The following is a 13,838-nucleotide window of genomic DNA, read 5'->3' on the forward strand; positions in this document are numbered from 1 at the left end:
CAAGGTCACCTCACGGCGGCCCCAGCTCGGCGGCGATCTGCTCCCGGACCCATGCGCCGGCGGCGCGCGTGCCGAGCGTGCCGCCCACATCGACCGTGCACATCCCCTGGTCGAGCGCCAGGGAGACCCAGCGCTCGATGCGGCGCTCTTCCTCGGGCCACCCGAGGTGAGCGAGCAGCAGCCCCGCGGTGAGCATCGCCGCGAACGGGTTCGCGATGTCCTTGCCGGCGAGCGGCGGCGCCGACCCGTGCACCGGCTCGAACAGCGCGACCCGCGCCGGATCGGACGCGTGCACGTTCGCGCTCGCCGCCATGCCGAGCCCCCCCTGCAGCGCCGCGCCGAGATCGGTCACGATGTCGCCGAACAGGTTGTTCGTCACGATCACCTGGAATTGCGCGGGATCCTGGATGACGTACAGGCAGAGGGCGTCCACGTAGACGTGGTTCGACTGGATCTCCGGATACTGGGCGCGCACCTCGTGGAAGACGCGCAGCCAGAGCTCGTGCGCGTGCCGCATCGCGTTCGACTTGTCCGCCATCGTGACCCGCGTCCGGCCGTTCGCGCGCGCGTAGTCGAACGCCGCGCGGATGATCCGCTCGACGCCCTTCCTCGTATTTACGTCCTCATTGATCGCGACCTCGTCGGGGGTGCCGCGTTTGAACTGCCCGCCCATCCCGACGTAGATCCCCTCGGTGTTCTCGCGGAACACCACGAAGTCGATGTCCTTCGCCGTGCGGCCTTTGAGCGGCACCAGCCGGTCCGACAGCGCGCGGACGGGCCTCACATTGGCGTAGAGGTCGTAGCCGAAGCGCATGCCGAAGAGGATGTCGCGCGCGTGCTCCAAGTTGGGCACGCGGGGATCACCCAGGGCGCCGAGCAGCACCGCCGAGCACTCGCGCTGGATGGCGATCTGGATCTGGTTCGGGAAGGTCGTCCCGTCGCGCAGGTACCGGTCGGCGCCGAGATCGAGCTCCCAGAGGTCGATCGGCAGCCCTGCTCGCTCCTGATAGAGCTCGAGCAGGAGCTTCGCCTCGGCGATGACGGACGGGCCGATGCCGTCACCGCCGATGATCGCGATTTTCTTCTTCTTTTTGGCTGCCACGAGGTCGCGCTCCGGGTCAGCCGAGCGCGCGTTCGACCGGCACGTACTCCAGCCGGTGGGCCGCTGCGACGGGGCCGTAGGTCACGTGGCCGCCGTGGGTATTGATGCCGAGGGCGACGGACCTGTCGGCCTTGGCCGCGGCGACGATGCCCTGGTTGGCGATCGCCACCGCGTAGCCGATCGTCGTGTTCGTGAGCGCCCAGGTGCTCGTGTGCGAGACCGCGCCCGGCATGTTGGTGACGCAGTAGTGCACGACCCCGTGCACCTCGTAGGTCGGGTTGTCGTGGGTCGTCGGGCGGCAGGTCGCGATGCACCCGCCCTGATCCACGGCGACGTCGACGACGACTGTCCCTCTCTCCATGCGGCGGATGTGCTCCTCGGTCACGAGCTGGGGCGCCTTGGCGCCGGGCACGAGCACCGCGCCGACCACGAGATCGGCACGCTCGCACATCATCTCGATGTTCTCCGCGTTGGAGTAGAGCGTCTCGATCGCGCCCCCGAACACGTCTTCGAGGTAGCTCATCGTCTCGGCGCGGACATCGAGCACGGTGACCTGCGCCCCCATCCCGACCGCGATGGTCGCTGCGTTCCGGCCGACCACGCCGCCGCCGAGGATCGCCACGCGGCCGCGCCGCGTCCCCGGCACGCCACCGAGGAGCACGCCCTTGCCGCCCCGCTCTTTCTCCAGGCACGAGGCGCCGACCTGAACGGCCATCCTGCCGGCCACCTCGCTCATGGGCCGCAGCAGCGGCAGCGAGCCGTCCTCGTGCTGGATGGTCTCGTACGCGATGCCTGTCACGCCTCGCTTGGCGAGCTCCCGCGTGAGATCCGGCTCGGCGGCCAGGTGCAGGTAGGTATAGAGGAGGAGACCCTGGCGAAAGTGGCCGTACTCGGCGGGGAGCGGCTCCTTCACCTTCACGACCATGTCGGCGCTCCACGCTTCCGCTGCCGACCTCGCGATGAGGGCGCCCGCGCGTCCGTAGGCTTCGTCGGAGATCCCGCTGCCTTCGCCGGCGCCGGACTCCACGAGGACCTTGTGCCCGTGCCCGACCAGGGCCCGGACTCCCGCGGGCGTCATGCCGACGCGGTACTCACGTGTCTTGATCTCCTTGGGGACTCCGATAAGCACGATCGCGCTCCTCTCCTCGCCGAACTGCTGAAGCGAGGCGTGTGCGACGATAGCAGAAACCTGCCCTCGCAACGCCGTGAGCCACCGAGTCAAACGCCGGTTTCCGAGGCGAGAAACCCGGAAGATCCGTTCTGAAGCTACGTTTTCGTCGGCCGGTCACACGCCCGCGGCGGCCTCGAGCGCGGCGCGGACGAGCAGCGTGATCTGTCCCGGCGAGGCGAGATCGAGCGGCCCCATCATGGCCTCTGCGTCGAGCAGCAGGAGCTCCAGAGCCTCGCAGTGCGCTGCCAGCGCGTCCTCACCGCCGTCGCCGAGCCGGACGACCGCGGCCGCGCCGTGCAGGGCGAGCGGCCAGGCTGGCGCGAAGCTCTCCTCGATGGGGAGGCCGACCAGCGCGAGCTCGACGCCGTCGCCGAGCCGGATCACGCCGAGCGGCCTCGGGATCGCCGCCTGCGGCGGAGGCTCGGCGGGGACGATGGCGTCTCCGATGCGGCGGACCGCATGAGAGAGCGTCGCCATGCGGCGCGTGCTTGCGGCGATGACGAGGTGGGGCGGCGGGGCGAAGCCGGGCCGGGCCAGACGGGTCACCAGGGACCGGAGGACCGGAAGGTGCTCCGACGGCGCGAACGGCGTCGTGAGGTCGGCGAGCGAGATGCGGCGGATCTTCCCGGAGGCCGTGAGCTCCATCAGGACCTCGAGGATCAGGAGATCCGGCCCGCTGATCTCGTCGAGCAGCTCGTCGAGGTTGTGCGGCATCTGGAGCAGCGCCGCCAGCTTCTCGGCCACGGCCGCGCGCTCCGCCGGCTCCCCGAGGGGCGCCGGCGGTGAGGTCGTCGGGGTGCGCAGCGCCTCGAGCCTGAACGCGGCCGGCTCCGCGGCGCGGAGCGTGGGCGGCGGCGGCATCGACCCGCCGCGGTTGCCCTTCACGTCGCTGGCCGGCATCGGCGGGGCGGTGAAGTCGGGCAGCGAGGTCATGGCGCTCGCCAGGGGCGCGGCGCTCCCTCGGTCCGCCGCGGCGCTGTCGCCGAAGGTCGCGTCGACGCTGAACGTCTCGTGGTCCGGGAGCGGGGACAGGTCGAGATCGTCGCTCGCGGGCTCGGTCACCAGGAAGGCCTCACCGGCCGGCGCGAGCTCGGATCGCCGGCGCTGGACCTCGTCGACCTGGCGGAGCGCTTCCATCAGGAGGCGCGAGGTCGGCGCCATGATGCGGCGCGCGCTCGCCGGTTCGCCGGGTGAGAACGCGAAGTGTCCGTCCCGCTCGCCGAGCAGCCGGTAAAGCGCCTTCTCCCCCTCGAGGCGGCGGTAGACGGCATCGATCACCTCCCCTGCCGAGAGCCGCAGCTCCCCTGCCCCGGTCGGCGTGGTGATGCCGAGGATGCCGCTCCGGCGGTTCATCGCGAGCAGCTGGAGCAGGTCGACGAGCGGGACCTGCTGGAGGTCGCCGCGGATCTCCTGCGGCACCGTCGGCTTGGAGCCGCGCGGCGACGCCTCGGTGATCCGCGAGACGATGTGATCGACGTCGCCCCGCAGGACCTCGTCGAAGCCCAGATCGCCCTCGGCGCCGTCGACGAGGAAGAGGATCGGGGTATCGGCGAGGTCGGGGACGGCGGCGAACGCGTCCGCGAGCGCGTTGTCCTCGTCGAGCGCCCTGGCGGCGAGCACGACGTCGGGCCGGCGCTTGAACGCCTGCTCCACGGCTTCGAACGCGCCGTTCGCGTTGGTCACGGTGAGACCACGCGCCCTGAGCGCCGACGCGAGCGCGCCGAGCGCGTCCACGTCCGAATCAACCAACAGCACCCTGCGAGACACTGGATCGGCGCCCTCCGAGTCAGCCGAAGACCCGCAGCCCGGCCGCGCGGCCGAGCCGCTCGGCGAGGAAGTCCGCGAGCAGCGGATCGGCGGCATGGATACCCTTCACGAACCCCCCCTGATTACGCCCTACCAGGGCATACGCGCCGTGCTCCGCGAGGACACAGAGCGCCTCGATGTCGTCGCACCCTGGCGAGGATCGGAGGTCGACGGTGTGCACCACCACGTCGTCGCGCGGCGAGGCCAGCTGCGCCTTGACCTGCGCTCCCAGGCTCAGCCCGTCGTGGTGAGCGACCAGCAGGAACACGGCGCCCCCGCGGAGCGCGTTCCTGACGACCGACGTCGCAAGCAGGATCGTATCGGACACCGACAGATCGAGCGCGCGGGGCGCCGAGATCGCGGAAGCTCCGCCGGCCGCGGGGGACTCCCGGACGAGGAGGCTGACGATCTCGCCGATGCTCCGCCGGTCCTGAGGGACGCGGTGGACGATCGAGGACTTGGTGGCGTCGGCGCGCCGCCGGGCGATGCGGAGCAGCTGAGCGAGGCTCTGGCCGTCCTGGGGGAAGGTGGCGACTCCGACGAGCAGGCCCTTCGGCAGGTACCCGGCCCGCTTCTCGCTCTCGGCGACGTGGGACAGCATCCGTCGATGGCAGGCGTGGGCCTCGAGCGCGGCCGTCTCGGGCATGAGCAGGTGGAACTCGTTCTCGTCGACGCGGGCCAGGATGTCGGTGTCGCGCACGGCGCGGAGCAGGTGCTCGACGACCTGACCCGGGTTGTGCGTGTTCGCAGGGGGCGCCGGCGTGGTCCTCCAGAAGGCGAAGTCGCCTGGGCGCTCCGGTGCGGCTGCTGCATCCGGCTCGATCACGATGGTCGCGATCGTGAACCGGCGGCCGTACCGCCTGGCCTTGTCGATCTCCCGGCCGGCGACGTCGACGTAGTAGGCAAACGAGTAGGCGCTCGACGCCGGATCCTTCATCGCGGCGCCGCCTGTCGAGCGTTCGCGCTCGCCGAGGAGGGCAAGCGCCGTCGTCGCCTGCGTGGCGAGCAGCTTGACGAGGCCGTCGAGGAGCGGGGCGCGCCGCGGGGTCGAGGCCGCGCTGTCCGGGCGCCTGACCGAAGGGAACGCGGAGCTGCGGCCGGGCTCCTTCTGGAGAAGGAGATGCCCCGCGGCGAGCTTGCGGAGCGCCAGCGGGACGACGATGAGCTGCTCGCGCCGGGCGAAATCGAGGATGTCCGTCTCGGTCCCGTAGGCGGGCGCGCGGTCGAGCGGCCCCATCGCCGCGCAGCGGACCAGCTCGCTGGAGCGTTCTCCGGCGACCAGGTAGACGGCGGCCGCCGCCGCGCCCGTCGCCTCGACGAACACCTCGGCGAGCTGCTGAGCCGCCGCGTTGCGGTCGCGCGCATCGGCGAGCTCGGCCACGCGGGCGATCCACCCGGCAGCGCGCGCGCTGCGCGCGGCTTCCTGCTCGAGCTGCATCCGGAGAGCCCGCTCGGCGAAGCGCAGGCGCACCGAGCCGACGGCGTTCAGCACCTCGTCCCCACCGAGCGGCAGCAGGAAGAGCCCGGCGCCGCCGAGCGCGACCGCATGGGCGCCCGCCTCGAGCTCCGCCCTCGTCGCCAGCGCGAAGACGGTGGCCTCGGACGCGAGGGCTTTCAGGTGGTGGACCATGGCGAGGCCGGCCCCGTCCCCGAGCCCGACATCGATGAAGGCGACGTCGGGCGCGGCGGTCTCGGCGAGGACGATCCCCTCGGCGAGATCGCCGGCGAGCATCAGCTCATCGGACGTGATGACCCGCGAGAACAGCGTGCGGGTCGCCTCGTCGGCGATGACGGCGAGCACCTTGAGCGAGAACTCGTGGGCCGGCGCCCGGCCAGGACTCCAGACCCCCTCGAGCGAGGCGGTCACGCGATCACCACCTCGCCCGAGAACGCCCGGCGCGCCGGGCCTTGCATGAGCAGCTCCAGGGATCCGGGGGCGACGGTGATGCGCAGCGAGCCGCCCGGCAGCGCCAGGCGGAGAGGTGCTCCGTACGGCGCGCGGCCCTGGGCGCACGCCGCGGCCGCCACGGCGCAGGCGCCCGTGCCGCACGCCAGCGTGCGGCCCACCCCGCGCTCCCAGACGGTCACGTCGATGCGCGCGGCCTCGCCGTGGTCGGCCGGTCGAACGCGGCAGAACTCGACGTTGATGCCCTCGGCCGGCGTGGTCGCGACGATGGGCCCGAGCTCGTCGATCGCGTCCTCCGTGTAGGGATCGAACGTCACCGCGTGCGGGTTGCCGACGTCGACGCAGGCGAACCGGTGCTCCGCGCCGAGCGCTGTGACGACGAGCGTCTCGCCCATGCGGGCCCGGCCCATGCCGACGAGCACGTCGAAGCGATCGCCCGCCCGTGTGACCTCGCACCGCTTGTCGCCGGCGTCGGTCGCGATGGTGAGCGCCTTCTGGGGGGTCCCCCGGGAGACGAGGTAGGCCGCGACGCAGCGGATCCCGTTGCCGCACATCTCGGGGCGGCTCCCGTCGGCGTTCCAGACCTGCATGCGCGGCTGCTCGCGATCGATCACGAGCACGCCGTCGGCGCCGATGCCGAACCGCCTGTCGCAGAGGCGCCGCGCCGCCTCGGCGGTCATCGGGACCGCCTCCACCAGGATGAAGTCGTTGCCAAGACCTTCCCACTTCTCGAACCGGACGACGTTTTCCTTCATCGCTTCGCCTCGGCGAGCCGCTTTCGCGCCTCGGCTTCCTTGAGCCCGCGGACGGCGACGACCTTGCTCCTGCCGCTCGCGCCGAGGGCGATCTGGACATCGCTCTGGCGCACGTCGAGCGCGCGCGAGAGCAGCTTGACGAGCTCCGCGTTGGCGGCGCCCTCCACGGGCGGCGCGGTCAACGACACGTCGAGCGCGCCCTCGCGCACCCCGACGATGGCCGAGCGCGACGACTTCGGGCGCACCTGGACCGAGATGCGGACGCCTTCGGCGCGCTCGGTGATCGCGAGGCGACTCCACTCGCCGACGGCGCCGCTCTCCTCGGGTTTGCTCATCTGGCCGGCGGCATCGTAGCGTATCTGGAGCTCACGCGTGGTTCCCGCGAGGCGCGGTGATGTCGCTCTTCGGACGGCGCCGGCCATCGCGAATTTGCCGGTCGGCGGCCTGACCCGCTACTCTTTTCGCCCCGGCCGTGGGTCGGCTCGCGCAGTACGATCCGGCAGGTCGACTTGCATCAGCGGCGCTCGTTGTTCGCTGCTGATGTTCATTTCCGCGGTGGAGGCGTTGGACATGACTGATGAAGGAGAAGGGTCCGTGAACGCAACGCCCGGCCTCGCGAGGAGGTTGTGCGCGCTGGCGCTGCTCGCGACGTCGGGTGGCCTGCTCGGGTCTGCATGCGCCGACAACGAGAGCAGCGTGTTCATCCGCATGCGGATGGCAGAGACGGGGGACTGCAGCGTGAGCTGCGGCCCCAGCGAACCGTTCTGGACCGAGGATGCGGTGGACTCGGCCTATGCGGGCAGCCACAGCGCGCTGCTCCTGGTGGGCAACCAGATCGTGGAGCGCGGCGACCCCGATGTCCTCCGGACGGAGACATCCCGCGTCCAGCTCTACGAGGCCGAGGTCCGTGTCGCTGACATCGAGGGCAACGACGTGACGCCGGGCTACGTCGTTCCGATCACCGGCACGGTCGACCCGGGTTCGTCCGGCGACCCGGGCTACAACTGCACCGAGGTCCTCCTGATCGACGGCGCCACGATGGACACCTTGCGCGGGCAGGCCGCGCAGCTCCGGCGCGATATCCAGGTGTGGGCGACGGTGGTGTTGCGCGGCAGGACGCTGGGCGGCCAGGAGGTCGAGACCACGGAGTGGACCTACCCCGTCAGGGTCTGCTTCGCCTGCAGCCGGTGCGTCGACACGTCTCCGCCGGACTGCTGCTACAGCTCCGCGAACGAGGAGTGCGAGGACGCCAAGGAGCTCGAGGGCGCCTGCCCTGGCGCCCGGGGCCCTCAGGACTGTCGTGACCTCGGTCAGCCCTGCGCCGATCACATCGCAAGCTTCGGCCTGTAGAGCGCTCACCGCAGGCCCGAGCCGCCGTCACCGCGCCGGTCTGGCGCGGTGCACGGGGGCCGCTTCGGGCGACGGCCCTTTCGCAGCCTCGAAGAGGTAGACGAACGGAAGGGCGAGCAGCGCGAGATCGAGCTGCGCCGCGAGGACGACCGCGGTCTCCTTCGAGCCGCCGAGCCCGAACCGCCCCTGGGCGAGCAGCCCTGTGCTCATCCCGTAGCGCGAGTGGAAGTTGTAGCTGCGTCCACCCCAGAAGATGGCGGCGGCGATCCCTGGCTCCACGCCGCGGGCGTCGTCGCTCCACCGGCCGTAGGCGCCGGTGGAGAGGACCAGAGGGAACGAGTCGTGGATGGGCGCGAGCACGGAGACGCCCGCGCCGGTCTGGATCTCATCGAACGCGTGGGTGAGCACCTCGGCGTAGGGACCGACGCCGAAGTCGTCGTTGGCAGCGCGGCCGAACAGGACATCCCCGCGCAGCCCGAGGTGGAAGACCGTGGAGTCCCACAGCTGGCGATCGAGGCCGACGCCGGCAAGGCCAACGGTGACGCCGGCGCTCGCCTGGGGCTCGGCGCGGGCTGTGCCGTGGAGGAGAACGGCTCCGAGGAGCGCGGCAACCAAGGCAGCTGGGCGGCCCGCGGTGGCCATGATGGAGCGATGCTACAGGGCGCTGGCGGGGAGCGCGCCTGAATTCTTCTGCACGGAGCCCCGCCCTGCGTGAGGCTCTCCGGAGTTCGTTTTCGGTGCGTCGCGTGCGTCGCGTCCGTCGCGTCCGTCGCGTCCGTCGCGGGTGAGTCCCTCCGTTCGCGCCGCGCAGCCCGCCCTGCGCGCCCGCTGGCGTTCATGGTAGCGTCCGGGGGCAATGGCGCGACGCACAGTGCAGCTACGGGTAGGAGGTCAGACCTACCGCGTGGTGACGTCCGCGAGCGACGAAGAGCTCCAGCGGCTCGCCGCGGTCGTCGATCAGAAGCTCGCTACCGTTGTGCCCGCCGGCCGCGCCGTGACCCCCCAGGCCATGTTGCTCGCCGCCATCGCGCTCGCGCACGATCTCGAGCAGGAGCGGACCCGGGCGTCGGTCATCGCGGGGCGCGCGCGGGACGCATTTGGCCGTATCCTGCAGCGGGTCGACGCGGTCCTCGGCGCCGGTCCCGAGTCGCCCTCGTCCAGCGGAGCGAACGACAGCACGCGCTGAGCTGGAGTGCCCGTACCTGGCGAGGTCCCCTCTGAGCGGCCCTGCCGCTGTCTGGAGATGGCATGCCTGCACCCATGGATGAAGCTTTCCAGGCCCTCGACCCCACGCCTGGAGGCATGAACGCCCTTCGCCATCTCCAGGACGAGCTCTCCGAGATGGAGCGCGCCGGCTTGCTTCGCACGCCCCCTGCTGCCCCAGCTTCTGACCGGCTGCTGGTCCTGTGCTCCAACGACTACCTCGGCTACGCCGGGCTCGCCTTGCCTTCCGAGGTCGGGACCGCGAGCGGTGCGGGGGCGTCCCGCCTGGTGAGCGGGACCCACGAGGCCCACCTGATGGCCGAGAGAGAGATCGCCGCCTGGCTGAGCGTGGAAGCGACGTTGCTGTTCTCCTCGGGGTATGCGGCGAACGTCGGCACCGTCGCTGCGCTGGCCAGGCCGGGAGATGTCGTCGTGTCGGACGCGCTGAACCACGCGTCGCTCATCGACGGATGTCGTCTCTCCGGCGCGACCGTCGAGGTGGTGGGCCATGTCGACGTGGAGGCGGTGGAGAGCGCCCTCGTGCGGGCCAGGGGCGCGCGCCGCCGGTGGGTGGTGACCGAATCGCTCTTCAGCATGGATGGCGACACCCCCGACCTCGGCCGCCTCCGTGAGCTCTGCGATCGTCACGATGCCGCGTTGATCGTGGACGAGGCGCACGCCCTCGGTGTCTTCGGACCGCGCGGGGCTGGCCTCTGCGCCGAGGCCGGGGTTCGCCCCGACGTGCTCATTGGCACGCTCGGCAAGTCGCTCGGGCTCCACGGCGCCTTCGTCGCGGGCTCGTCGACCTTGCGAACCTACCTGTGGAACCGCGCCAGGAGCTTCGTTTACTCGACCGGCATCAGCCCTGTGGTGGCGCTCGCTGCGGTGGAGCGGGTCCGCCGCGCCGCCGCGGACGACCCGGCTCGGGCGCGTCTGGCGATGATCACCCACCGGCTTCGCTCTGGTCTGCTGACGCTGGGAGCCGAGCTGCTTCCTGGCTCCTTGGGCCCGATCCTCCCCTGGCTTCTGAAGTCGCCGGGGGCCGCGGTGGAGATGTCTCGGCGCCTCGCGAGCGAGGGCGTCCTCGTCCAGGCGATCCGGCCACCGACGGTGCCGGCGGGTACGTCGCGGCTCCGTATCGTGGCGAACGCGTCGCTCTCCGAGTCGGACGTCGAGCGTGCCCTCGCAGGATTCCGGGAGGCGATGCGATGAGGGGACATCCTGTTTCACGTGAAACAGGACGGATCCGGGTCGCCGTGGTCGGAACCGGCACCGGGGTGGGCAAGACGCACGTGTCGATCGCGCTGGTCGCAGCGCTGGCAGCTCGCGGCGACAAGGTCTGCGGCTTGAAGCCCATCGAATCGGGCATCGACGGCACCTCGACGACCGACGCCGAGCAGCTGGCGCTCGTCAGCTCGGTCCAACCCGAGCCAGCCCCCTACCGCTTCGCTGAACCGCTCTCCCCTCACCTGGCAGCGCGCCGTTGCGGACACGCCATCTCGCTGGACGTCGCCACCGCGTGGGTCGACAGGCAGTCCGCTCCCCTCGCGATCGTGGAGAGCGCCGGCGCGCTCCTCTCCCCGCTCGGACCAGGACTGACGAACGCAGACCTCGTGCGCGCACTCTCGCCCGATGCCGTCGTCTTGGTCGGCCTCGACCGGCTAGGCATCCTTCACGAGGTCGCTTGCTGCACGCTCGCCCTTCGCGCGCTCGCCCCTGGTCTTGCCCCAGCCGTGATCGTGCTGAACCCGCCGACAGTGCCCGATGCATCCACCGGCACGAACGCGGGGGAGCTCGCTGCGCTCGGCATTGCATCCGGCGCTGTCGTGATGCCGCGCGCCGCTCCAACAGCGCCGGCATCGCTCGCCGCGGCGCAGGCCACCTTGGCGCGCCTCGCCCTTTCGTAGCGAGACGTCGTCACGTTCAAGGGGTGACCAGCCCCGAGGTTGTGAGAAATCAGGCCGAGCTACCGGATCCGAGTACCCGGTTCTGAGCTCCGGTCCGAGGCCCCACCCGGCGGGTTCGCGGGACTTTCGAAGGACCGGCCCGCCTCGTCAGGAAGCGCCGGTGACGACGCGACCCCGCTCCAGCACGAGACGGGCGGCCGCACGCTCCCGGAAGACCTCCGGCTCGTGGGACACCACGACCACCGCGGCGCCCCGCGCCACCTCCGCGTCCACGACCGCGAGCAGCCGCGCCACCCCTGCGCGGTCGAGGCCCGTGGTCGGCTCATCCAGCAGCACCAGCGAAGGCTGGTGCACCAGGGCTCTCGCGAGCGCGATTCGTTGTCGCTGGCCGCGCGAACACGTGCGGAGCGGCCTCAGCGCAAAGCTCCCGAGCTCGAAGCGCTCCTCCGCATGACGCCACGCCTCGTGCGCGTCGAGCCCGTGGAAGCCGGCCGCCAGCTCGACGTTCTGCCGACCGGAGAGGTCCGGGTACGCCAGCGACTCGTGGGACAGCCAGCCGATGGTGCCGCGCGCCGTCCCGACATCGTCGCCCAGCGGCTCGTAGTTCACCGCGCCCGACGTGGGACGGATCACGGTCCCGAGGATCCCGAGTAGCGTCGACTTGCCCGACCCGTTCGCCCCCTCGATGAGCGTCAATCGTCCTGCCTCGATCGTCGCGTTCACCCCACGCAACGCCGCCGTTGCTCCGTAGGTCTTCACGACGCCACGAGCCACCACGCGCTCGATCGTCCTCACAGCGCTCACCTCGCTCCTGCGCTCGCGTTCCCGTCAGCCCTTGTCGCCGCCTCGAGCGCGACCTTCGCCCTGAACGACCGTGGTGATGTCCTCCGGGAACGCTGGCGGATCAACGACAGTCGCCTCGGAATCGTCGGAGAGCTCCGCTCCCGCCTCGAGCGGACTCAACGACGGAATCGTCGGTCGATCTTCCGACTCATCGTCTCGAGACTGCCCGTCATCCGTCTCCGCGACCGGCTCGCTCGGTCTGCGCACAGCGCCACCGTCGGACGACCGCAGCGACCGCACGCCATGAGGGACCTGCAGCCCTCTGCTGTTGCGGTCCGCCGTCTGCGGTTCCTTCCTCGCCGCCGCCTCTGTGCCGAGAGCGTCCGCCAGGACGACTCTGCCAGGGTCACTCTCGTGCTCGCCCTCTCCGAGCCGAGCGAACATCATCGTGCCGTCGTCGGACTGTTCGTCGACGACATTCTGAACGGCAACGCGCTCCAGCCGGCGCTTCTGTGACACCGGCACCTTGTTCTTGAACCGCCGCAGCCCTTCCAGGAACTCCCGCGCGCTCTGGAATCGTTCATCCCGCGCCTTCGCCAGGGCGCGATCCACGAGGCGCGAGAGGCCGGGCGGAATCGTCGGATCGAGCTCCGTCATCGGCCGGTGCCACAGCGTGAGAATCTGGACGAGCAACGCATTGTAGTTGCGGGCCACGAATGGGCGCTGGCCTGTCAGCGCCTCGTACAGGATCACGCCCGCAGCCCACAGATCGAGCCGGCGGTCAAGCTCCGCGTCCCCCCGTGCCTGCTCGGGCGCCATGTAATACGGCGTGCCCATCACCATGCCGGTGCGGGTCAGATCCGTCAGCGCCCCATCCATGCCCGAGGCCTGGGAGATGCCGAAATCGAGCAGCTTGGCCACCGGCAACATGCCGGCGCGCTCCGAGAGGAAGATGTTCTCTGGCTTCAGATCACGGTGGACGACCCCGCGATCATGCGCCGTCACCAGCGCCGAGAGCACCTGAAGCATGATGTCGACGAGCTCGTTCGGCGGAACGACACCACAGCGCTCGATCCGTTGCGCCAGCGTCTCCCCGTGGAGACGTTCCATCACGAGGTAGGGACTGCCGTCAGGGAGCCACCCCATATCGTACACTTCACAGATGTTGGGATGACCGATCCGCCCGGCGACCCGCGCCTCGTGCTCCAGCCTCGAGATGGCCTCGCGCTTCTGGGTCTCCCGCGGATGCATCACCTTGACAGCGACCAGCCGCCCGATCTGGAGGTGCTCCGCCTCGTACACCGCGCCCATGCCGCCCTCCCCGATGATGGCGGTGACCGCGTACTTGTCGCCGATCACGTGGCCGAGCAGCGAGCGCCCGGAAGAGGTCGGGCTCACGCCGCGGCTCCCGGGCCACGCCGGCGTCCGCGAGCCCGCCACGGCAGACGACGGAGCGCGCGACGCAAAAGCCCGCTGCTCCGCACCTGGCGCCAGCGCGCCGCGCACCGATGAGCTCGGCGCCACGCCCGCCGGCCACCTCAGCAACGGCGGCGCCACCCTCGACGAAGGATGCGCTGATGGCCGATGGCTCGGCAGCAACGGAGCCGCGCCAGCGCGAGCGCCCGCGCGCGACGGCGGCGGATCGCTCGGAGCGACGACCAGCCCGGTCGCCGGACACACGACCACCGCGAGATCGTGGTGGCTACCGCAGTGGATGCACCGCACCGAACTCAAGTCCGTACAATTTGAAATACTCCATCCAGGTGCTGCTCGGAACTGCACAGCGCATCGGGGCAGAGCACGCAGGTAACGCTCGGTTCCACATCACCCCGCACGCCCCCTGGGGGATCCTTGG

General features: G+C 70.9%; 13 protein-coding genes. 4 read left to right on the forward strand and 9 right to left on the reverse strand.

The annotated features are described in order from the left end of the window. Positions 1-10: 10 nt before the first annotated feature. The 6 genes from WMF12_RS42435 to WMF12_RS42460 form a co-directional block, all read right to left on the reverse strand. The gene (locus WMF12_RS42435) at positions 11-1,102 is read right to left on the reverse strand and encodes an isocitrate/isopropylmalate dehydrogenase family protein (RefSeq protein WP_437742418.1); all 1,092 of its coding nucleotides are present in this window, start codon (positions 1,100-1,102) and stop codon (positions 11-13) included. 16 nt (positions 1,103-1,118) lie between these two features. After that, positions 1,119-2,231 carry an alanine dehydrogenase gene (gene ald / locus WMF12_RS42440; RefSeq protein WP_437854410.1) on the reverse strand — a complete coding sequence of 371 codons (1,113 nt, stop codon included), beginning with the start codon at positions 2,229-2,231 and terminating at the stop codon, positions 1,119-1,121. 156 nt (positions 2,232-2,387) lie between these two features. After that, complete coding sequence (locus WMF12_RS42445) at positions 2,388-4,028, reverse strand: DUF4388 domain-containing protein (protein ID WP_437854411.1); 1,641 nt, start codon at positions 4,026-4,028, stop codon at positions 2,388-2,390. Between the two features lie 31 nt (positions 4,029-4,059). Further along, positions 4,060-5,946, reverse strand: coding sequence for a diguanylate cyclase domain-containing protein (locus tag WMF12_RS42450; RefSeq protein ID WP_437854412.1), 1,887 nt, complete (start codon positions 5,944-5,946; stop codon positions 4,060-4,062). Further along, positions 5,943-6,740 carry a diaminopimelate epimerase gene (gene dapF / locus WMF12_RS42455; protein WP_437742422.1) on the reverse strand — a complete coding sequence of 266 codons (798 nt, stop codon included), beginning with the start codon at positions 6,738-6,740 and terminating at the stop codon, positions 5,943-5,945. Before dapF ends, WMF12_RS42450 begins: the two co-directional genes overlap by 4 nt. Further along, positions 6,737-7,075, reverse strand: a complete 339-nt coding sequence (locus WMF12_RS42460) for a DUF167 domain-containing protein (RefSeq protein WP_437742423.1) — start codon at positions 7,073-7,075, stop codon at positions 6,737-6,739. The genes dapF and WMF12_RS42460 overlap by 4 nt, the downstream gene beginning before the upstream one ends. A 259-nt stretch (positions 7,076-7,334) precedes the next feature. Between WMF12_RS42460 and WMF12_RS42465 the strand changes: the two genes are divergently transcribed. Continuing rightward, entirely contained in the window at positions 7,335-8,090 is a 756-nt protein-coding gene (locus tag WMF12_RS42465; RefSeq protein ID WP_437742424.1) for a hypothetical protein, read from the forward strand. A 27-nt stretch (positions 8,091-8,117) separates the two neighbouring features. Here WMF12_RS42465 and WMF12_RS42470 read toward each other — a convergent pair whose 3' ends face one another. Beyond that, on the reverse strand, positions 8,118-8,732 hold the full coding sequence (locus WMF12_RS42470; RefSeq protein WP_437854413.1) for a hypothetical protein: 615 nt from the start codon (positions 8,730-8,732) through the stop codon (positions 8,118-8,120). Positions 8,733-8,946: 214 nt separating this feature from the next. Here WMF12_RS42470 and zapA point away from each other — a divergent pair, with 214 nt between their 5' ends. From zapA to bioD, 3 genes are all read left to right on the forward strand, one after another. Continuing rightward, positions 8,947-9,276 carry a cell division protein ZapA gene (zapA, locus tag WMF12_RS42475; protein WP_012240768.1) on the forward strand — a complete coding sequence of 110 codons (330 nt, stop codon included), beginning with the start codon at positions 8,947-8,949 and terminating at the stop codon, positions 9,274-9,276. Positions 9,277-9,350: 74 nt separating this feature from the next. Beyond that, entirely contained in the window at positions 9,351-10,505 is a 1,155-nt protein-coding gene (locus WMF12_RS42480; RefSeq protein ID WP_437854414.1) for an aminotransferase class I/II-fold pyridoxal phosphate-dependent enzyme, read from the forward strand. A gap of 44 nt (positions 10,506-10,549) precedes the next feature. After that, a complete protein-coding gene (bioD, locus tag WMF12_RS42485; protein ID WP_437854416.1) occupies positions 10,550-11,200 on the forward strand; it encodes an ATP-dependent dethiobiotin synthetase BioD in 651 nt (216 codons plus the stop codon). A gap of 147 nt (positions 11,201-11,347) precedes the next feature. Here the strand turns inward: bioD and WMF12_RS42490 are convergent, their stop codons facing one another. Both WMF12_RS42490 and WMF12_RS42495 read right to left on the reverse strand, forming a co-directional pair. Further along, entirely contained in the window at positions 11,348-12,004 is a 657-nt protein-coding gene (locus WMF12_RS42490) for an ATP-binding cassette domain-containing protein (protein WP_437854417.1), read from the reverse strand. A 24-nt stretch (positions 12,005-12,028) separates the two neighbouring features. Next, on the reverse strand, positions 12,029-13,765 hold the full coding sequence (locus tag WMF12_RS42495; RefSeq protein WP_437854418.1) for a serine/threonine-protein kinase: 1,737 nt from the start codon (positions 13,763-13,765) through the stop codon (positions 12,029-12,031). Between the last annotated feature and the right edge of the window lie 73 nt (positions 13,766-13,838).

It is taken from the genome of Sorangium sp. So ce363, from assembly GCF_051520435.1.
GTDB lineage: Bacteria > Myxococcota_A > Polyangia > Polyangiales > Polyangiaceae > Sorangium > Sorangium cellulosum_B.